At 63.0% G+C, this 18,374-nt stretch carries 19 protein-coding genes; 6 read left to right on the top strand and 13 right to left on the bottom strand.

The features are described 5' to 3' along the window. Positions 1 to 76: 76 nt before the first annotated feature. The gene (locus tag LB543_RS20905) at positions 77 to 250 is read right to left on the bottom strand and encodes a hypothetical protein (protein ID WP_224615393.1); all 174 of its coding nucleotides are present in this window, start codon (positions 248 to 250) and stop codon (positions 77 to 79) included. Here LB543_RS20905 and LB543_RS20900 point away from each other — a divergent pair. Then, entirely contained in the window at positions 237 to 575 is a 339-nt protein-coding gene (locus tag LB543_RS20900) for a TOBE domain-containing protein (RefSeq protein WP_224615392.1), read from the top strand. The genes LB543_RS20905 and LB543_RS20900 overlap by 14 nt on opposite strands. Positions 576 to 599: 24 nt before the next feature. On the opposite strand, the gene LB543_RS20895 is transcribed toward LB543_RS20900, so the two are convergent. Continuing rightward, positions 600 to 2,669 (bottom strand): FAD-dependent oxidoreductase, encoded by a 2,070-nt coding sequence (locus LB543_RS20895; RefSeq protein ID WP_224615391.1) that lies wholly within the window; start codon positions 2,667 to 2,669, stop codon positions 600 to 602. Between the two features lie 223 nt (positions 2,670 to 2,892). Between LB543_RS20895 and argE the strand changes: the two genes are divergently transcribed. After that, positions 2,893 to 4,050 carry an acetylornithine deacetylase gene (gene argE, locus LB543_RS20890; protein WP_224615390.1) on the top strand — a complete coding sequence of 386 codons (1,158 nt, stop codon included), beginning with the start codon at positions 2,893 to 2,895 and terminating at the stop codon, positions 4,048 to 4,050. A 15-nt stretch (positions 4,051 to 4,065) separates the two neighbouring features. On the opposite strand, the gene LB543_RS20885 is transcribed toward argE, so the two are convergent. Genes LB543_RS20885 through LB543_RS20865 form a run of 5 tightly spaced genes read right to left on the bottom strand, consistent with a single transcriptional unit; the run spans position 4,066 to position 9,000 of the window. Continuing rightward, the gene (locus LB543_RS20885; protein WP_224615389.1) at positions 4,066 to 5,001 is read right to left on the bottom strand and encodes a LysR family transcriptional regulator; all 936 of its coding nucleotides are present in this window, start codon (positions 4,999 to 5,001) and stop codon (positions 4,066 to 4,068) included. A gap of 49 nt (positions 5,002 to 5,050) precedes the next feature. After that, entirely contained in the window at positions 5,051 to 6,541 is a 1,491-nt protein-coding gene (locus tag LB543_RS20880; RefSeq protein ID WP_224615388.1) for an aldehyde dehydrogenase, read from the bottom strand. A 21-nt stretch (positions 6,542 to 6,562) separates the two neighbouring features. Next, entirely contained in the window at positions 6,563 to 7,237 is a 675-nt protein-coding gene (locus tag LB543_RS20875; RefSeq protein WP_140812745.1) for a DUF1028 domain-containing protein, read from the bottom strand. 5 nt (positions 7,238 to 7,242) lie between these two features. Next, the gene (locus LB543_RS20870) at positions 7,243 to 7,683 is read right to left on the bottom strand and encodes a RidA family protein (protein WP_224590040.1); all 441 of its coding nucleotides are present in this window, start codon (positions 7,681 to 7,683) and stop codon (positions 7,243 to 7,245) included. 42 nt (positions 7,684 to 7,725) lie between these two features. After that, a complete protein-coding gene (locus LB543_RS20865) occupies positions 7,726 to 9,000 on the bottom strand; it encodes a flavin-containing monooxygenase (protein WP_224615387.1) in 1,275 nt (424 codons plus the stop codon). A gap of 388 nt (positions 9,001 to 9,388) precedes the next feature. Between LB543_RS20865 and LB543_RS20860 the strand changes: the two genes are divergently transcribed. Further along, positions 9,389 to 11,008, top strand: coding sequence for a GMC family oxidoreductase (locus LB543_RS20860; RefSeq protein ID WP_224615386.1), 1,620 nt, complete (start codon positions 9,389 to 9,391; stop codon positions 11,006 to 11,008). A gap of 137 nt (positions 11,009 to 11,145) precedes the next feature. Here LB543_RS20860 and LB543_RS20855 read toward each other — a convergent pair whose 3' ends face one another. The 3 genes from LB543_RS20855 to LB543_RS20845 all read right to left on the bottom strand — a co-directional run bounded on the left by LB543_RS20855 (position 11,146) and on the right by LB543_RS20845 (position 13,906). After that, positions 11,146 to 11,904 (bottom strand): ABC transporter ATP-binding protein, encoded by a 759-nt coding sequence (locus tag LB543_RS20855; protein ID WP_224615436.1) that lies wholly within the window; start codon positions 11,902 to 11,904, stop codon positions 11,146 to 11,148. Between the two features lie 122 nt (positions 11,905 to 12,026). Further along, positions 12,027 to 12,830: an ABC transporter permease gene (locus LB543_RS20850; RefSeq protein WP_140756545.1), complete on the bottom strand. Its 804-nt coding sequence runs from the start codon at positions 12,828 to 12,830 to the stop codon at positions 12,027 to 12,029. A 92-nt stretch (positions 12,831 to 12,922) separates the two neighbouring features. After that, the gene (locus LB543_RS20845) at positions 12,923 to 13,906 is read right to left on the bottom strand and encodes an ABC transporter substrate-binding protein (RefSeq protein WP_224615385.1); all 984 of its coding nucleotides are present in this window, start codon (positions 13,904 to 13,906) and stop codon (positions 12,923 to 12,925) included. A 452-nt stretch (positions 13,907 to 14,358) separates the two neighbouring features. Between LB543_RS20845 and LB543_RS20840 the strand changes: the two genes are divergently transcribed. Both LB543_RS20840 and LB543_RS20835 read left to right on the top strand, forming a co-directional pair. After that, positions 14,359 to 14,775 carry an HD domain-containing protein gene (locus LB543_RS20840; RefSeq protein ID WP_140757031.1) on the top strand — a complete coding sequence of 139 codons (417 nt, stop codon included), beginning with the start codon at positions 14,359 to 14,361 and terminating at the stop codon, positions 14,773 to 14,775. A 249-nt stretch (positions 14,776 to 15,024) separates the two neighbouring features. Next, on the top strand, positions 15,025 to 15,282 hold the full coding sequence (locus tag LB543_RS20835) for a hypothetical protein (RefSeq protein ID WP_224615384.1): 258 nt from the start codon (positions 15,025 to 15,027) through the stop codon (positions 15,280 to 15,282). A 20-nt stretch (positions 15,283 to 15,302) separates the two neighbouring features. Here LB543_RS20835 and LB543_RS20830 read toward each other — a convergent pair whose 3' ends face one another. Further along, positions 15,303 to 15,488 carry a DUF6894 family protein gene (locus LB543_RS20830; RefSeq protein WP_224590045.1) on the bottom strand — a complete coding sequence of 62 codons (186 nt, stop codon included), beginning with the start codon at positions 15,486 to 15,488 and terminating at the stop codon, positions 15,303 to 15,305. Positions 15,489 to 15,720: 232 nt separating this feature from the next. Here LB543_RS20830 and LB543_RS20825 point away from each other — a divergent pair, with 232 nt between their 5' ends. Beyond that, positions 15,721 to 16,440, top strand: coding sequence for a Crp/Fnr family transcriptional regulator (locus tag LB543_RS20825; protein ID WP_140812776.1), 720 nt, complete (start codon positions 15,721 to 15,723; stop codon positions 16,438 to 16,440). A gap of 76 nt (positions 16,441 to 16,516) precedes the next feature. On the opposite strand, the gene LB543_RS20820 is transcribed toward LB543_RS20825, so the two are convergent. Both LB543_RS20820 and LB543_RS20815 read right to left on the bottom strand, forming a co-directional pair. Further along, complete coding sequence (locus LB543_RS20820) at positions 16,517 to 16,672, bottom strand: hypothetical protein (RefSeq protein WP_224615383.1); 156 nt, start codon at positions 16,670 to 16,672, stop codon at positions 16,517 to 16,519. A gap of 362 nt (positions 16,673 to 17,034) precedes the next feature. Next, positions 17,035 to 18,372, bottom strand: coding sequence for a PQQ-dependent sugar dehydrogenase (locus LB543_RS20815; RefSeq protein ID WP_411908772.1), 1,338 nt, complete (start codon positions 18,370 to 18,372; stop codon positions 17,035 to 17,037). Positions 18,373 to 18,374: the final 2 nt, after the last annotated feature.

Raw genomic sequence — 18,374 nt, 5'->3', positions numbered from 1 at the left:
CTCATGATCTCTCCATGGGGCCGAAAAACGGATTGGCCAGCCGCAGGCAAGGCCTGTGGCGCCGGCGCGAGCCGGTTCAGGCCTTCAGATGCAGAGTCACCAGCACGGTACACTCGGCGCCACCGTCGAACCGTGCCGCGACACGCAGCCAGTTGCCGAAATGGGCAAGCCGCGCCATCGCCACGGCGTCGCGCTCCTTCGGCATGGGAAATTCGGTGCCCTCGCGCAGCCAGTGCATGCCGTCCGGCATCGGCAGCCCCAAGATGAACGTCCTGCCGCTCGCCGACGGACAGCCGATCGCGCTTGGCGCATCGGTTTCCGCGACGGCCACATCGGTCGGCATTCGACCCGAGCACCTGTCGCTGGGCCAGCCCTCGAACACCACGTTGCGCGGCAGGGTAAGGCTGGCTGAATACACCGGCGCCGTCACGCTGCTCCATGTCGAGCTGGACGGAGGCCAGACATGCCTCGTCATCCACAATCAAGGACCGACGCCCGAAACCGGCGCCGAGGTCGGCCTGCTGGCCGAGCCCGAGCATCTGCATTTCTTCGACAGGGAAGGACGGGCGGTCTGATCTGCCGCGCCCCCCCGCGCGGTTCTATTCCGCCGCCAGTGCGGCGACTTCCCGCCGAAACGGCAATGCGTCGCCGATGTCGGGTTCGTCCAACTCGCGGGCGAAGCGGTGGCCGGCATAGGTTGCCCAGGCGATGGGTCCCGGTGCTTCGGCATCGCCGATGACCTTGACCGAACGGATGCCGTTGTCGGCCCACTCGTTTTCCCGGGCCTTGAGATCGCGCCAAACGGCGTCGTCCTGGTTGCGCGACGTGACCAGGACGACGGCATCGGCGGTCAGATCGTGTTTCGCGCCGGTGTAGACGCAGGCCGTGGCGACACCACCTGAAGCGATATTCACGACGGTCCTGTTGAGCACGATATCGACCCCGAATTCAGCCAGGCGGCGGTGAATGGCCCCTTGCTCCAGCGTGTTGCGGGTCCAGTCCGAGACATAGGCCGATGGTGTCACCAAGGTCACCTTCGTTCCCTGACGCGCCATCAGCTCGGCCAGAACGCCGCCCATGTAATAGTGGTCGTCGTCGAACAGGACGACCTTGCCGGCCGGAACCTTGCCGGCCATCAGGTCGTCGGGTGAGTAGACCGGCATCGCGGCGTCGATCCGCATCGGCACGACATGGGCACGCGCGACGCCATCGCGGCGCCAGGTCGATCCGGTGGCGATGGCGATGTTCTGGAAGCCGAAGGACAGGATCTCATCCGCTGACAGCCGGCTTCCGAAATAGATGTCGACATCAGGCATCTGGCTGAGTTGATATTGCCGATAGTCGCGCACCCTGCCCCAGGCTGACAGACCCGGAAGCAGGCTCTCGCGCGCCACGCGCCCGCCGAGCTCGGTGCCGGCTTCCGCGATGGCCACTTTGTAGCCGCGCAGGCCGAGCGCACGCGCCGCCTCCAGTCCGGCAGGCCCGGCGCCGACGATCAGTACGCTGTCGCTGTCGCCCTTGGCTTGCATGCGCTCCGGATGCCAGCCCTTGCGCCATTCCTCCATGAAGGTCGGGTTCTGCGTGCAGCGCGAGATCGACATGGTCATGTCGCCGGTGATGCAGATGTTGCAGCCGATGCATTCGCGGATGTCGTCGATGCGGCCCTCCTCGACCTTCCTCGGGAGGAAGGGATCGGCGATCGACGGACGGGCGCAGCCGATGAAGTCGAGCGTTCCCGACCTGATCATCCTGACCATCACGTCGGGCGAAGTGAAGCGGCCGACGCCGACGACCGGCTTCGAGGTCAGCTTCTTGATGCCCGACACCAGGCTTTCCTGCGCCGCCTCTTCCTTGAAGCGCGACGGGCCCGAGCAATCTTCCCAGGCGCCGTGCGCGAGATCCCACAGATCGGGCAGTTCGGCATGCATCTCGATCATGTCGCGGACTTCCGAATTGGCGAAGCCGAGCTCGCCGATCATCTCGTCCAGCGACAGCCTGAGCGTCAGGCCGCACGTGTCGCCGATCGCGTCGCGCCCTTCCTCGATCAGCTCGCGCATCAGCCGCGAGCGGTTTTCCAGCGAGCCGCCATATTCGTCGCCGCGCTGGTTGGTGGCCGTCGACAGGAAATGCTGGATGATGCCGAAGCCGTGCGCGCCATAGAGGCACACCAGGTCAAAACCGGCCTGCTTCGCGCGTTTGAAGGCATTGCGATGCCAGCGACGCAAATCGCGGATATCCTGCTTGTCCATGGCGCGCGCCTGCACCGGATCGTTGGTGAAGGTGCGGATCGGCAGGGCCGACGGCCCGCGCGGCACCTCCTTGGTGTAGAGGTTGGGGCCGTTGATTCCGGAATAGGCGAGCTGGATGCCAGCCAACGCGCCGTGCTCGTGCATGGCCCGGGCCATCTTGGCCAAGGCCGGAATGTCGGCGTCGTCCCATAGCCGCAGTTCGATGAAGGGCGTGATCTCGGAAGTGTAGTGCATTTCCGTCTGCTCGGTGAAGATGACGCCCCATCCACCTTCCGACTTGATGCGGCGCATTTCTGCTGCCGCCGACGGATCGCGATAGCCGCCGCCATTGCAGTGCGGAACCTGATAGAAGCGGTTCTTGGCCGTTACCGGACCTATCTTCATCGGCTCGAACAGGACGTCGTAGCGTGGATCGCGCATGGTGTTTTCTCCTTGCCGGCTCGGCACTGCCGGTGCTGCCAAGACTACTCATAAGTTGGAGCCGGCGCGGGAAAACTACGGATTTCTTCTGTGCCGATTAGGACGCGCCTAATCGCGCGCCGGCGCGGATTAGTCTGTGTTGAACCGGGGCTGAGCGAAATGCGACTTCAGAGCATCGGCGGCATGATGCTAGACAGCCGGGACCCTACCGAGAGACAGGAAAATGGACAGTATCAGGATCCTCGAACGGCTGATCGCCTTCCCGACGGTAAGCCGCGACTCCAACCTCGATCTGATCGGCTATGCGGCCGACTTGCTCGTGGCGAGCGGCATTGCCTGCCAGATCGTCCACAGCGCGGATGGGCACAAGGCCAATCTCTTTGCCACCATCGGCCCGCCCGGCAGGCCCGGTGTGATGCTCTCCGGCCACACCGACGTCGTCCCCGTCGACGGCCAGAACTGGACGCTGCCGCCGTTCCAAATGACCGAGCGCGACGGCAAGCTTTACGGACGCGGCGCGGCCGACATGAAGGGTTTTGTGGCCTCTGCGCTCGCCGCCTGCGTCAGGGCTTCCAAGATGGCGCTTCGGACACCGTTGCATCTGGCGCTCTCCTATGACGAGGAGGTCGGCTGCTTGGGCGTGCGCGACCTGATCGAAATGCTGAGCGCGGTGCCGCAACGCCCGTTGCTGTGCATCGTCGGCGAGCCGACCAACATGCAGGTGGCGACCGGGCACAAGGGCAAGCTTGCCGCTCGCGCCGTCTGCAGGGGACGCGAAGGTCATTCGGCGCTCGCCCCGCTGGCGCTCAACGCCATCCACCTCGGGTGCGATTTCGTGCGCGCCTTGCGTGACGAACAGGAACGGCTGGCCCGCGACGGCGCCCGCGACGGCGACTACGACATTCCCTACACGACGGTACATGTCGGCAGGATCAATGCCGGCGTCGCGCTCAACATCGTGCCCAACCTGTGCCAGGTCGATTTCGAGATTCGCAACATTGCCGCCGACGATGCCACCGGCATTCTGGACAGGCTTCGCGACGCCGCGGCGCGCATTGCGCAGGACGCCGCTTCGATCGCTGCCGAGGCCGCGATCGACATCGAGATCACCAACACCTATCCGGGCCTCGACACGCCGGCCGCGTCGGAGGCGGTGGCCTTCGTCAAATCGCTGACCGGTGCCAACGACACGATGAAAGTCGCGTTCGGCACGGAAGGCGGATTGTTCAGCCGCGATCTCGGCACGCCTGCCGTCGTCTGCGGGCCGGGCTCCATGGCCCAGGGACACAAGCCGGACGAATTTGTCAGCGTCGAACAGTTGCGGCGTTGCGATGGGATGCTGGACAGATTGCTGGAACGGCTCACCGATGGCTGGCCGTGAGCCGCATGGCAGCCCTCACTTCACGATCCGTTCGGTGCCGAAGACGCCCTGCTCGACGACGAAGCGGCGGCAGTGGTCGATGAAGGCCTGCACCGTCAGCGTGCGATGCTCGGCGTTCGGCAAGGCAATTCCTATTGTGAGCGGTCGGAGGTCGCCCAGCAAAGGCACGAAGACCAGTAATTTCCCGTCCGGCGACATGGTGTTGAGCGGCCGCATATTGGCGATGCCGTAGCCGAAGCCATTGGCGACCATCGAGCGCATCACGGCGATGTCGCCGGTGCGCTCGACGATCTTGGGCCGCAGGCCCCTGGGCTGGAAAGCCGACAGGAAATATTCCCTGCTGTAGGGCAGATCGAGCAGCACCATCGGCTCATCGACCAGTTCCTCGGGGGTGATGCCTGCCTTTGCCGCCAGGCGATGCGCGGCCGGCAGCATCACATAGGCCGGCAACTGCATCAGCGGCTCGAAGGTCATGTCTTGCGACAGCTCCAGATCGTAGGTCAGCGCGGCGTCTATCTCGCCACGCTGCAGCATCTCGAACAATTGTCCCTGGTTGCGCTCGAATTGCCTGACGCGCACATCGGGATAGGCGTCCTCGAATTTCTTGCGCAACGCCGGCAGCACGATCTGCGCGAAAGTGAGCAGGCAGCCGATCGCCAGCGGTCCGCGCACCTTTTCGGCGATATCGCCGGCAATATCGTGTAGTGCGTCCGCGTCGTTGAGCAGGCGCGCGGCTTCCTTGAGGAACAGGCGCCCGCCCGCGGTCAGCGCCAGAGCATGCGAGTGCCTGCGCACGAAAAGCTGGACACCGAACTCGGCTTCGAGCTGAGCGATCGACGCCGAGATCGACGGCGGGGAGACATTCACCTGCTCGGCCGCCTTGGCGATCGAACCCGCTTCGCCAACGGCGACGAAATATTCGAGTTGTCTGAGCGTGAAGCGGAGCGGCATGGTGGCTATGTTGCCGGTTTGCGGCCGGTGATCAAGTCGCGGCCACTCCTCAATACTTTATCCAGGTGGTCTTCAGCGCGGTGTATTTGTGGAGCGCATGCAGCGACAGGTCGCGCCCGAAGCCGGACTGCTTGAACCCGCCGAAGGGAGTCATTGGGCTCAGCGCATCGACGGTATTCACGGAAACTGTGCCCACGCGCAGCCTTTCCGCGAGGCGATGCGCCCGCGACAGGCTGTCGGTCCACACCGATGCTGCCAGGCCATAGACGCTGTCGTTGGCAATGCGAAGCGCCTCGTCTTCGGTGTCGAAGGCGATCACCGATAGGACCGGACCGAATATCTCGTCGCGGGCAAGCGGGTCGTCGGGCGAGACATCGTCGAAGATCGTGGGCTGCACGAAACTGCCGCGCCCGTCGACGGCGACCCGGTCGCCGCCGGTCACCAGCCGCGCCGACTTCTTGCCGCCATCGATGAAACGCATGACGGTCGCGGCGTGGCGCGCGTCCACCATCGCACCCATTCTGGATGCGGGGTCGAGCGGATCTCCGGGCTGGGTCGCCGTTGCCCGCTGCGCCAGTTTCTCGACCAGCGCATCCTTGATGCCGCGCTCCACCAGAAGCCGGGAATTGGCCGAGCATACCTGCCCCTGGTTGAAGAAGATGCCGAAGGCGGCCATGTCGGCTGCCGCATCCAGATCGCCGCAATCGGCGAACACCAGATTGGGACTCTTGCCACCGGTCTCCAGGCAGACCTGCTTCATGTTCGACTGGCCGGAATATTGCAGGAACATCTTGCCGACGGCGGTCGATCCCGTGAAGGCAAGGCAATCCACGTCCATATGGCGGCCAAGCGCCTGGCCGGCCGTCTCGCCGAGGCCGGGCACCACATTGAGCACGCCGGCGGGCAGGCCCGCCTCCATGGCAAGGTCGGCCAGCCTGAGCGCCGAGAAAGGCGATTGCTCGGCGGGTTTCAGCACCACCGAATTGCCAGCGGCCAGCGCAGGCGCGCATTTCCAGGTCGCCATGTCGAGCGGAAAGTTCCATGGCACGACGGCGCCCACGACCCCAAGCGGTTCCCGCCGCACCAAAGCGAGGTCACCCCGCCCCGTCGGCGCCACCTCGTCATAGACCTTGTCTATCGCTTCGGCGTACCACTGGAAGATCGCCGCCGATCCCGGCACGTCGATGGTCGCGGCGTCCTTGACCAGCTTGCCCATATCCAGCGATTCCAGCAGCGCCAGCTCCTGCAGGTTCTCGCGCAGCAATTCCGCCAGCCGCAGCAGCACTTGCTTGCGATGCTGAGGGGTGGTTCGCGACCAGACGCCAGCCTCAAAACTGCGCCGCGCCGCGGCGACGGCAAGGTCGATGTCCTCTTCGCCACAGGAGGCCACCTCGGCGAGCGTTGCTCCCGTGGCCGGATTGATGCTGGTGAATGTCCGGCCGGAGCGCGCGGGCATCGTCTTGCCGTCGATGAACGCGCCGTCGCGAAAACGGATCGCCGACGCCTTGCCGATCCAATCCTCATGACTGAGTTCGCTCATGCTGGCTCCAGATTGTCGGGACTACTCGTCACCGGGAACGCCGTAGCTCGGCGCACCAGACGGATTGAGGGCGCGCGTGACATAGGCATCAAGCTGGGGCTTGTAGATATCCCAGAGCGTCGCCAACTGCTCGACCGGACACTCTTCGCTCCAGTCGCAACGCAGGTCGGCGACGGGCCATGAGACATCGCGCACCAGCTTCATGCCGGCGGAGCGGACAGGTCCCGCCTCGCCGCCGGCCCTGAGCGCGGCGCGCATGGTGGCGATCAGCCGGTCGCCGAGATCGCCTTCGGAGGCGAGAAAGGCGTCCACCATGGCTTGCGGAACCCTATCGTTGGCAAGCAGGTTGCCGCCGCAGGCGACGTCCTCGCCGCGCGCCTCGGCCCAGATGCCGAGCGCTTTCGGTCCCGAATGGATTGCGCTGCCGCCAGCCGCGTCGACCGCCAGGACCTGCCGGTATTCGCTGAAAGCGGCCGTACGCTTCAGGATCGCGACGGCCTCAGTGGCGGAGGCGCCCCGCGCCATCAGCTCGAGCGCTCGTGGCCCGAGCGTCGGGTCCGTGACGTTCTGGCTGGCAACCGCCCCGACGCCCGCCTGCGCATAGGCGCAGCGGGCCGCGACCGCGGGAGATGACGAAGACACCGCCACTCCGAACATACCGGTGCGCCGGCACCGTGCCACGATGGAGAAGGTCATGGCGCTCAGTCCGGGATGATGGTTGCGCCATCATCCGGAATTACGGCAGTGCCGTCGATCTCGACCAGCCATTCCGGCCGCGCCAGGGCTGACACGACTAGGCCGGTCGAAACCGGATGCACGCCTTTGATGTACTCGCCCATCGTTCGGTAGACGGCTTCGCGATGGCGTACATCCGTCAGGTAGATCACCACCTTCACCAGATGTTCCATCGTCCCACCGCATTCCTCGATGAGCTGCTTGATGTTCTGCATGACCTTGTGGGTCTGCTCGACCGGATCGTGACTGCCGATGTTCTTGGCCGTGTCCAAATCCTGCGGGCACTGGCCGCGCAGATAGATCGTGCGGCCGCCGCGCGTGACGACCGCCTGGCACAGATCGTTGTCGAGCTTCTGCTCGGGATAGGTATCCTTGGTGTTGAAGGTGCGAATTCGCGTATGCGCCATGTTTGTCTCCATCAGGTCGGCTCGCAGCTGTCGTCGGCTTGGTCAGGCGTCCACGGGCTCGCGCTTCGCGGCGGCGTGGTAGGCCAGATATTTTCGCTGCGTCGAAATACGATCGGCGACGTGCTTGGCGTCGTGCCATACGCCCCAGATGAAACTGGAACCCCTTCGCGACTGCCAGGGCAACCCCAGGAAATAGATTCCTGGCTCTGTCGAGACGCCGCGCTGGTGCCTTGGCCGGCCCTTCTCGTCAAAGGCGTCGACCTTCAGCCAGCTATAATCGGCGGCAAAGCCCGTCGCCCAGATGATCGCCGCTATCCCGGCCTTGGCCAGGTGCAGTTCGCGGATCGGATTGGTCATGCATTCCGGATCCGTTTCGATCCGGCGGGCAGCGGGTTCTTCCGGAAGGTCGAGACCGTTGCGCGCGACATAGGCGTCGGCTTCGTCCAGCAGCGACATCAGATTGGTGTCGCCGCGGGCAATATTTTTCGCAAGATCAGGCGCGAAGCTCATCAGTCCGTCTTGGTAGGTCCTCGTCATGCCGACCAGGGTAAGCCCTTGCGCGGCCAGACGGCGGAAATCGATCGTTTCGCCGCCGCGCGCGCCACTCACCGCGATCGTGACATGTTCGGTGCCTGGCCCTGGGGTTTCGAGGTCCCATTTGCCGAGAACGCCCAGCCACCAGCAGAAGTCGCGCCCGCGATAGGCCCGCGGCGGGCGGTCGTGCGGGCCGACCGAAAGATAGACGCGCCTTCCCGCGCGCTGGAGCTCGTCCGCGATCTGCACGCCCGACGATCCCGCTCCGACCACCAGCACCGCGCCCTTTGGCAATTGCGCGGGATTGCGATACGCGCTGGAATGGATTTGCAGGATGCCCGCCTCCGCTGGCACAACGGACGGAATGACGGGGACCTGGAAAGGTCCGGTCGCGGCGACGATGCTGTTTGCCTCGATCACACCATCGGACGTCTCGACCCGGAATCCGGGCCGACCGACATTTCTTTGCACAAGCCTGACCTCGACGCCGCTGCGGATCGGCGCATCGATCTGCTTTGCGTAAGCGACAAAATAGTCGGCAACCTCCTCCTTGGAGGGAAAGCCATCGGGACCCGTAATCGGAAACTCCATGCCCGGGAAGCGGTCGTGCCAGGCCGGGCCATTGGCAACGAGGGAGTCCCACCGCTGCGAGCGCCAGCGCTCGGCAATGCGGCCGCGTTCGAGAACGAGATGAGGTACCCCGCACTTGCTCAAGTGCTCGCTCATGGCCACCCCCGCCTGGCCGCCGCCAACGACAAGCGTGTCTATCGTCTCAACCGACATGCCCAGTCCTCTCCTGACCATCCGACAGCTCCTGCCGCACGGAACGAAAGCCGATTTCCGGCGGCTGGCGGATGCAGCCCGGGGTGATCCATTTCACCGTGTTCCAGACAGGCCGTGTGTCATCCGGTCGTCTCGTTATTGGCGCTCACAAGTAGCAGCACGTGCCGGTGGGCGCCCATAACGAATCTCCGAAGTCACGCGTAACCATTTCCGAATTTCTCGCGTCGATAGACGCATCTACAGTTTCAGCGGTCGGATCCGCATCGCCGCATGAGGTGGCGGGCGAAGCCGGGCATGGGTCGGCACGGAACTGGTTGCGGAACAGGATGCACTACCGCGGCGGCCCGTTCCGCAATGCCTCGAGCGCCGGCATCCTCGAGGGGCTGGCATGAGCACTGAGAGCTATGATTACATCGTCGTCGGCGCGGGTTCGGCCGGCTGCGTGGTGGCCAATCGGCTGAGCGCCGATCCGTCGGTCAAAGTGTGCCTGATAGAGGCCGGCGGCAGCGACGACAGCCTGCGGGTAAAGGTGCCGGCAGGCATCCTGTCGCTCTATGGCAACCCGAATTACGACTATTGTTTCGTCGGCGTGCCACAGCCCCATCTCAACAACCGCAGCATTCCGGTCAACCGGGGCAAGGCGCTGGGCGGATCGAGTTCGATCAACTCGATGGTCTATATTCGCGGCGCCGCGGAGGACTATGACGAATGGGCCGGACTCGGCTGCGCCGGCTGGGCCTACAGCGACGTGCTGCCGGTGTTCAGGAAGCTGGAGCGCAACCTGCTCGCCCAGGACCCGCGCTATCACGGCACGGACGGCGAGTTGATGGTCGACAATCCGCGCGATCCGAACGTGCTTTCCGGCATGTTCGTCAGGGCTGGCGCACGTGCCGGCCTGCCGGCCAACGGAGACTTCAATGCCGAGAGCCAGTTCGGCGTCGGGACCTACAACGTCACGCAGAACCGGGGCCAGCGCTTCAGCAGCTTCACCGCTTTCATGCGCCCGGTGCTCGATCGCAAGAACCTGACGCTGCTCAGCGCATGCGAGGTGATCGACATCGTCATCGCCGAAGGGCGCGCGACTGGACTGCGCGTGCGCCATGACGGCCAGCAAAAAATACTCGCGGCCAGCCGCGAGATCGTACTCAGTGCCGGGGCCATCAACTCTCCCAAGATCCTGATGGCGTCCGGCATCGGCCCCGCCGACGAGTTGCGGCAGATCGGCATCACGCCGGTTCTCGACCTGCCGGGTGTCGGCAAGAACCTGCAGGACCATGTCGACGGCATGATCACCGTGCGCTCCAGGAGCACCAGGACGCTCGGCCTGTCGCTTGCCAACCTGCCCCGCATCGCGGCGGCGCCCTTCCAGTATTTCGCGCGCCGCAAGGGAATGCTCACCACCAATTACGTCGAGGCCGGCGGCTTTGCGAAAACCAGGCATGCGAACGGCCTGCCCGACATTCAGTTCCATTTCGTGCCGGGCTATCGCAGCCATCGCGGCAGGCTCATCGAATACGGCCACGGCTATGCCATTCACACCTGCGTGCTCAGACCGAAAAGCGTGGGCGAGATCAGATTGTCACGGGACAGTTCTCGCCGCGACGTTCTCATCGACCACCGCTTCCTCGCCGATGAAGACGACGCCATGGTGCTTGTCGAAGGCATCAAGATCGCGCGCAAGATCCTCGCCGCGTCCGAGTTCGATCCAGTGCGCGGCAAGGAAATGCTTCCGGGCAAGGATGTCCGCAGCGACGACGAGATCCTCGCCTATCTGCGCGCCGCAGCGCTGACCGTCTACCACCCTGCCGGTACCTGCAAGATGGGGACGGACGCGATGGCGGTCGTTGATCCGGCGACGCTGAAGGTGCGAGGCGTGGACGGGCTCCGGGTCGCCGATGCATCAGTCATGCCGAAGCTGATCGGCGGCAACACCAACGCGCCAAGCATGATGATCGGACAGAAGGCCTCGGAGATGATCCTGGGCTCGGCGCATCAGGGCGAAAGATAAAGACCGCCTCGCCTTCGGGATTTGAGCGCGGCTCAGCGTCTGGTATCACTGAACTGCGCCAACCAAGCACGTCGTTCTCCCAAGACCGCCGCACACCCTCGGGAAGAGCCCGTGGGTATGCGTTTGGGTGACATGCATCAATGATCCTCGTCGATCTCGTCGTGCAAAAGGCCGAGGATGCGGCGCTTGAGCGCGATGAACTCGGGTTCGAGGATCACATCCATCGAGCGCGGCCTGGGAATGTCGACCTTGATCTCGGCCTTGATCTTGCCGGGCCTGGCCGTCATCACCAGGACACGATCACCCAGGACGAGCGCCTCGTCTATGTCATGGGTAACGAACAGCACGGTTTTTTGCTGCCTCTCCCAGACGCGCAAAAGCAGTTTCTGCATGGTGCCGCGAGTCTGGCTGTCCAGGGCCCCGAATGGCTCGTCCATCAACAGAACGGCCGGGTCGTTGGCAAGGGCGCGCGCGATCGCCACGCGTTGCTTCATGCCGCCGGAAAGCTGGGCAGGGTAGTGGTCGGCAAAAGGCGCGAGGCTGACTTCGTCGAGATACTGGTCGACGATCTGCTTGCGCCGCCGCGCCGGCAGGCCCTTGCGCTTGGGCCCATACTCGATGTTGGCGCGCACGGTGAGCCAGGGAAACAAGGTGTAGCTCTGGAACACCATGCCTCTGTCGGGGCCGGGTTCGATCACTTCCCTGCCATCGACCTTGATGCTGCCCGAAGTCGCGTCATTGAGGCCGGCCGCAAGGTAGAGCAGGCTGGATTTGCCGCATCCCGAAGGGCCGACGATGACGCAGAACTCGTTCTTGGCCACCTTCAGCGACACATCGTCCAGCGCCAGCACGCCGTTGGCGTCGCCGTAACGCAATGTCACGTCTTCGATGGCCATCGTCGTACCGGTCGAGCGCGGATCGCCGGTCGTCGCGGCCGTGCCGGCCAGATCGTTCGCCTTGATGGTCTCGCTCATTGCTACCCTTGATCCGACTGCGGTTTGCGAGTTTGCGTTCAAAATCAGGATGCCCATGGCGCGACCCTCGCCCGGATAATGCGGAACGCCGTGTCTGTGATGAGGCCCAGAAGCCCTATCGCGGCGATCGCCATGAAGATCACGTCGACCTGGAAGCCTCGCATCGCCTTCAGGCTGATATAGCCGAGGCCGCTCGACGCGGCGACGAGCTCGGCCACGACCAGATAGGTCCAGGCCCAGCCCATGGTGACGCGAAGCGTGTCGAGGATCGCTGGAAGCGCGGCCGGGAAAATGATGTGCCACACGGCTTCGCTGCGCTTGGTGCCCAGAGTGTAGGAGGCGTTGACCAAATCCCTGGACACGCTGCGCGCGCAGTCGGAAATCATCACCAGCTGCTGGAAGAAGGTGCCGAAGAAGATGACCGCTATGCGCTGTTCGATACCGATGCCGATCCAAAGGATGAACAGAGGCACGAAGGAGGTCACGGGCAGGTAGCGGATGAAGTTGACCAAGGGTTCCAGGGGCGCCTGCACCACCCGGTAGGTCCCCATCCACAGCCCCAGGGGTACCGAGATCAGCGAGGAGACGATGAAGCCCAGGATCACCACCTTGGCGCTGGTCAAAGTGTGATAGAAGAGGCTGCCGTCCAGAGACATGCGATAGGTCGTCTGCAGCACGGTTCCGGGCGTCGGCAGGAACATGTTCGGCACGACGCGGCCGTAGGACAGAAGAGCCCAGCCGCCGATCACGACCACCCACATCGCCAGCGCGAGTGTTGTTGCCGTGCTGGCGGGAATGTTGGCGAATGGGGTCGTCAGGCGTGTCCACGCCGTCCGCCTCTGTGCCATGGGTGGCCTCCGTTGATCTTCTGAAGCGCGAAGCTCTGGCCTGCCGAAAACCGGGATCGGCCCAGACGGAGCGACCCCGGTTTCTCGAAGGCTCACTGCTCCTTGATGAAATCGGTGTCGAGGATGGTTTTCGCGTCGATCGTCATCTTGAGCTTGCCGGCCTTGCCCCAGATGTCCTGCGCGAAGTTCACCAGCTCGGACGCCTCGCTCTTCTGCGGCGTGCCGAAGAACTCCAGGTTACGATCGTGGTCGTAATAGCGCACGCCTTTGGCGCCGGCCGCGAAATCCTCTGGCTTTTCGAGATAGCCGCCAATGCCCTTGGCCATGATCTCATAGGCCTTTTCCGGATTGGTCTTGATGAATTCGACCGCCTTGTAATAGCCCTTGACGAGGCCCTTCACGTCCTCGGGATGCTTTTCGATGAGATCGCATTTGAGGGCGATCACATCCACGATCAGGCCAGGGGTGGTCGTGGAATCGATCAGCACCTTTCCCTTGCCGCCCTTGCGGACTTCGGTGAGGTGCGGCTCCCAGGTCACGGCGGCGGGAACCTGGCCGGCGATGAAGGCCGTCGCCGCGTCATCGGCGGTCATGTTGGTGATGGTGACGTCGTCCTCGGTCATGCCTTCCTTTTTCAGGAGCACATTGAACCAGAATTCGGAAACGGAGCCCTCGTTCAAGGCCACCTGCTGGCCCTTCATATCCTTGAGCGACTTGACGTCGGGTTGTGTGACGACGCCATCACCGCCGTGGCTGTCGTCGAGCGCCAGGACATATTTGAAACAGAGATCGTCCGAGCGGTATTTCATCAGCTCGTCGACGGTGGAGGCGGCGCCATCGAGATCGCCACCGGCGACCGCCGCCATGTAAAGCGCTGATTCTTCTATGATCTTCAGGTCGACATCGACGCCGGCTTCCTTGAAGTAACCAAGGTCGCGGGCAAGAAACAACGGGCCGTAGCCCACCCAGGTCGTCATGCCAAGGCGAATGGCGCCCGCGTTGGCAGGAGCGGCAAGCCCCAAGCCCAGCAAGCCTGCGCCGACCGCGCTCATCAGGCGATTTCGGAAAGTCTTCATCGTCGTGGTTCCCCTATGGCTGTTGCCGGCATCGGCCTCATTCAAGCGGCGTATGCCGGCTCTTGTTTTGGCAGCCGCTCTTGTTTGGGCGTCGCCTCCCAAGCGAGCCTTGCGTGTTCTAAGGTCCGCAAGAGAGCATTCGGGCCGGATCGCAAAAAGAAGTCTTTTTCTGCCTATTGCTTCGTCGAAACCGAAGCGGTCCATCACCGATCGGCGGCCTGGTTCTGGGACCCCTGGCCGGTCCATTTCCGTCGGCCCGTCGACCGAAGCGGCCTCGATGCCATGGCGCTCGAAGAGACGGGTGTCCCGTGCGGGAACCGCTCCTGCAAAAGGCACAGGAACCGACGCCGGCGGCCGGCGTTTTGCTGCGGGGTGGATCGCATGCGAAACCAGGAAGCGGGTGGTGCCTGAAGGCAACGCGGCTCGCTGGCCGAAAGGGCGGAGATCATGTGATGAGTATTTTCTATCGGGCGGCCAAGATTGCGGAGCAGGCCCATGCATCGCAGCACGACAAGACAGGAGGCCCCTATATCGACCATTGCCGTCGAGTGGTCGACGCTGTCGAGACGATGGACCAGAAAGTCGTCGCCTATCTGCACGACGTCCTGGAAAAAAGCGACGGCTGGAACCGGACCAGACTCGAAGAGGCGGGCTTCGGACCGACGATCGCCGCAGCGGTCGATGCCATGACACGCAGAGAAGGCGAGGACTATTTCGCATTCGTACGCCGGGCTGCATCGAACCCATTGGCGCTGCCGGTAAAACGGGCGGATCTGACCGACAATATCTGGCAATCACGGCAGATCGGAGCATCCACGGCCAGATATGAAGAGGCGCTGCGCATTCTTGACGACGAGTTCACCAAGTGAATGCAGGGATGCTGGCGGCAAACGCGCCACGGCATGCCACATGCGCCACCGGTCGATGCCCGTAGCCGCGCGATTTGGCCAAGATGCATGATTACGGGGACCAACCCGTTTGGTAATTTTCGTACCATGTTTTTTCGTGACGCGCCGGGCGGATGGTTTTATGAATCCGACGATCGATCCGCGGCCGGCACGCTTCTGGTGCGCGATGCCTGATCGCCTTCGGGTCGCTTCGAGACCAAGGTGACGCCCATGCGGGAATTGCCGAAAGACATTGACGCCGATGTGGTGATTGAAATCAGCAGGTTGCTGGACGACAGCCCGCTTTTCACGCCTGTCCGGGTTCATGAACTCACAGCAAGGGTAAGGCAGAACGTGAAGACGGGGTTGCCGGATCGTTCGATCGAAGAGCTGATCGTGGAAATGGCCTCCGCGCGTCGGTTGGCCATGGCCTTCGAGCTGCCTGGATCAGAGAATGTGGTGCAAATTCCAGAGCGCCTCCCACGCTGACCGGATCAAGGTGACGCGCTCTACCCGGCAGTCGGGACAAGCGATGCCTCGAACACCTGGGCGCCCGCCTCATTGCGCACCTTGACGGTGATCTTGACCAGATCGCGATCCGGCGTTTCGTCGCGAGCGACATCCTGCAAGATGCGAATGGCTTCCGCCCTCGCCTGTTCTCGCGATTCGAACGGCTGGCCATCGTCGTCCGGCACGAGGCCATCGCCAAAGATCGAAATGATACAGTTTCATTTTCGGGCAGCCTTGGACACCTTAGCGTGCTAAATATTCGGCGGCGCTGGTGGTTCCCTATCCGCTCCGGCGCTTGCACCAGAGTGCGGCCAGGCTGCCGATTGATAGTGTCCGCCATCTTCCGAAGGCCTGCGGTCCGGCTGCCATGCTTGCGTCCGAGATCGGCGTTTCAACCCCGATCGTTTCGAGGCTATCATGTTAGAGTCTCTCTACCTGCAACTCGGCCAGCACGACACTCTCTCGGACGAAGAGAAGGCCTTGTTGGCCGAAACGGTTTCTTTTGGACGGGAGTTCGAAAAGGGGCAGGACCTGGTCGGAGTGGGATCCCGGCCAAGCTATAGCACCATGCTGCTGGACGGCCTGGCGGCACGCTATAAGGTGCTCGAGGACGGCGGCCGGCAGTTCACGTCCTTGCAGGTGCCCGGCGACTTTGTAGATCTCCACGCCTTTTTGCTCAAGACCATGGATCACGGTATCGTCGCACTTGCACCTTGCCGGGTGATGTTCGCGGATCACAACAAGCTGAAAGCCATCACCGAACAGGCTCCTCACCTGGCCCGGCTGTTGTGGCTTGACACGCTGGTCGATGGCGCCATTCATCGCGAATGGATCGTGGCAATGGGCCGCCGCTCCAAGACCTCGCATCTGGCCCATCTCATATGCGAACTGTTCGTGCGCCTGCAGGCGGTGAAACGCACCGACGGCATGAGCTTCCATCTACCGCTGTCACAGGCTGAAATGGCCGACGTACTCGGGTTGTCGGTCGTGCACATGAACCGGGTGATCGGGGGCCTGAAGAAGATCAAGGTGATTACCTGGACGAACCATACGGTCACCATTCTGGACTGGGAGCAACTTGCCGGGATTGCCGAGTTCGACCCTACCTATCTGAGCATGAACAATGAGCCGAGATAGACGGCCTTGGCTCAATGTGCGGTGCTGCTTTTCTCTTCAAAAAACTGAATGCCCCGCACAGCAACCTTCTTGGTGATCAAGCCTTTAGATCTGCATCCGATCGCTCTGTACCGGTCCGCTCCCGCAGCATGGCAATGGCGGCTTGCATCGATGAAAAGGGGCCGTTCTGCAACTCGTCGAGAATGGCGTCCACCGACGCCGCGACATTTGTCGGTTCGGCATTTGCCGACATGGACTGCTCTATTTGGTAGCAGGTATTAAAGGCGCTTGATACCAGCCAGCTTCAACCGAAGCCTTTGGCCCTCGGCATAGGCCAGGGCGAAGGATTCGAGCTCGAATTGGCAGGTGGTTTCCTGACCGTCGCATATCACGCGGACGAACCATTCGCCGCACCCTTCGACGACCTCGATCTGGGTTCCGACTTTGCTTTTGTGCTGGCTACTGTGCACGGCTTCCTCCCAAGCATCAGCCAATGCGGAATTTTCACGCGGAACGAGGTTCCGTCATTTAAATTTGATGACTTTTCACTGTACGGTTTTTACCAAGTCGTGCCGAAATCACCGCGCGCTCTACCTGCGCATACGACCCGAACGGCTATCGAGCTGCCGCAGTCACGCGCCAGACCGTGTTTCCGACATCGTCCGCAATCAACAAAGCACCCGACTTGTCGACGGCAACGCCCACGGGCCGGCCATGCGCCTTGTTGTCATCGTCAAGGAAACCGGTGACGACGTTCTGAGGCTTGCCGTCGGGATGACCTCCATTGAATGGTATGAAAACGACCTTGTAGCCGTTGAAGCGCTTGCGGTTCCAGCTGCCATGTTCGCCGACAAACGCGCCATTGCGATAGGATTCGGGCAGATTGGTACCGGTGTAAAATGCCAGGCCCAAGGGCGCGACATGGGAGCTCAGTGCATAGTCCGGGGGGATCGCCTTGGCGACCAGGTCGGGCCGCTGCGGCATCACCCGCGGATCGACATGCTGGCCATAGTAGCTGTAGGGCCAGCCATAAAACGCGCCGTCCTTGACCGAAGTCATGTAGTCGGGAACCAGATTGGGGCCGAGTTCGTCGCGCTCGTTGATGACGGCCCAAAGGGCTCCGCTCTGCGGCTCCCAACTCAAACCGTTCGGATTGCGCAGCCCGCTTGCGAAAATGCGCGAACGGCCCGTCGCCCTGTCGACCTCCCAGATGGCGGCGCGGTCCTTTTCCGCCTGGATGCCGTTCTCGGTGATGTTGCTGTTGGAGCCGACGCCGACATAAAGCAGCGATCCGTCCGGGCTGGCGACGAGAGATTTGGTCCAGTGGTGATCGATCGGGCCGCCGGGCAGCGGCGTCAGCACGGTGCCCGGCGCGGTGATCTTGGTATCGCCTGGCTTGTAGGGATAGCGCACGATGGCGTCCGTGTTGGCGACATAGAGGTCGTTGCCGACCAGAGCCACACCGAAGGGCGAATTGAGATGGTCGAGGAAGACGCCCTGGACATCGGGCACACCATCGCCGTTCGTATCGCGCAGCAAGGTTATGCGGTTGCTTCCTTCGGTGCCGCCGCCCGACGTCGCCATGGACTCGATCCAGCCCATGATCAAGTCCTTCGGACGCTTGATCGCGGCGGCGGGCGGTGCCACGGACTCGACCACGAGAATGTCGCCATTCGGCAAGGTGTAGAGCGAGCGCGGATGCTTCAATCCCTTGGCGAATGCCTGGATCTGCAAACCCTTCGCAACCGTGGGTTTGTCGTCCTGTTTCCAGCCAATGATCGAAGCGACATGCATTGGCGGAACCAGATATTGCGTCGGTTCGGGCAGTGTCGGGTTCGGCCCGACCTGGCCGCTTGGGTCTGGGTCGTCGCTGCAGGCAGGCAATGCCAGAAGCGATCCGCACAGCAGGCCCAACCCCATGGCATGCCGGATGTGTCTGTTGGAAACCCGCATGG

Origin of the sequence: Mesorhizobium sp. ESP7-2 (assembly GCF_020164715.1) — a bacterium.
Classification (GTDB): domain Bacteria; phylum Pseudomonadota; class Alphaproteobacteria; order Rhizobiales; family Rhizobiaceae; genus Mesorhizobium.
Note: the sequence above shows the minus strand (reverse complement) of the source record. Positions and strands in the feature narration are given on the sequence as shown.

Coding starts and splice junctions, on each gene's coding strand:
- LB543_RS20900 (WP_224615392.1), top strand. CDS start 237: ATGCCGTCCGGCATCGGCAGCCCCAAGATGAACGTCCTGCCGCTCGCC.
- LB543_RS20905 (WP_224615393.1), bottom strand. CDS start 250: ATGCCGGACGGCATGCACTGGCTGCGCGAGGGCACCGAATTTCCCATG.
- LB543_RS20895 (WP_224615391.1), bottom strand. CDS start 2,669: ATGCGCGATCCACGCTACGACGTCCTGTTCGAGCCGATGAAGATAGGT.
- argE (WP_224615390.1), top strand. CDS start 2,893: ATGGACAGTATCAGGATCCTCGAACGGCTGATCGCCTTCCCGACGGTA.
- LB543_RS20885 (WP_224615389.1), bottom strand. CDS start 5,001: ATGCCGCTCCGCTTCACGCTCAGACAACTCGAATATTTCGTCGCCGTT.
- LB543_RS20880 (WP_224615388.1), bottom strand. CDS start 6,541: ATGAGCGAACTCAGTCATGAGGATTGGATCGGCAAGGCGTCGGCGATC.
- LB543_RS20875 (WP_140812745.1), bottom strand. CDS start 7,237: ATGACCTTCTCCATCGTGGCACGGTGCCGGCGCACCGGTATGTTCGGA.
- LB543_RS20870 (WP_224590040.1), bottom strand. CDS start 7,683: ATGGCGCATACGCGAATTCGCACCTTCAACACCAAGGATACCTATCCC.
- LB543_RS20865 (WP_224615387.1), bottom strand. CDS start 9,000: ATGTCGGTTGAGACGATAGACACGCTTGTCGTTGGCGGCGGCCAGGCG.
- LB543_RS20860 (WP_224615386.1), top strand. CDS start 9,389: ATGAGCACTGAGAGCTATGATTACATCGTCGTCGGCGCGGGTTCGGCC.
- LB543_RS20855 (WP_224615436.1), bottom strand. CDS start 11,904: ATGGCCATCGAAGACGTGACATTGCGTTACGGCGACGCCAACGGCGTG.
- LB543_RS20850 (WP_140756545.1), bottom strand. CDS start 12,830: ATGGCACAGAGGCGGACGGCGTGGACACGCCTGACGACCCCATTCGCC.
- LB543_RS20845 (WP_224615385.1), bottom strand. CDS start 13,906: ATGAAGACTTTCCGAAATCGCCTGATGAGCGCGGTCGGCGCAGGCTTG.
- LB543_RS20840 (WP_140757031.1), top strand. CDS start 14,359: ATGAGTATTTTCTATCGGGCGGCCAAGATTGCGGAGCAGGCCCATGCA.
- LB543_RS20835 (WP_224615384.1), top strand. CDS start 15,025: ATGCGGGAATTGCCGAAAGACATTGACGCCGATGTGGTGATTGAAATC.
- LB543_RS20825 (WP_140812776.1), top strand. CDS start 15,721: ATGTTAGAGTCTCTCTACCTGCAACTCGGCCAGCACGACACTCTCTCG.
- LB543_RS20820 (WP_224615383.1), bottom strand. CDS start 16,672: ATGTCGGCAAATGCCGAACCGACAAATGTCGCGGCGTCGGTGGACGCC.
- LB543_RS20815 (WP_411908772.1), bottom strand. CDS start 18,372: ATGCGGGTTTCCAACAGACACATCCGGCATGCCATGGGGTTGGGCCTG.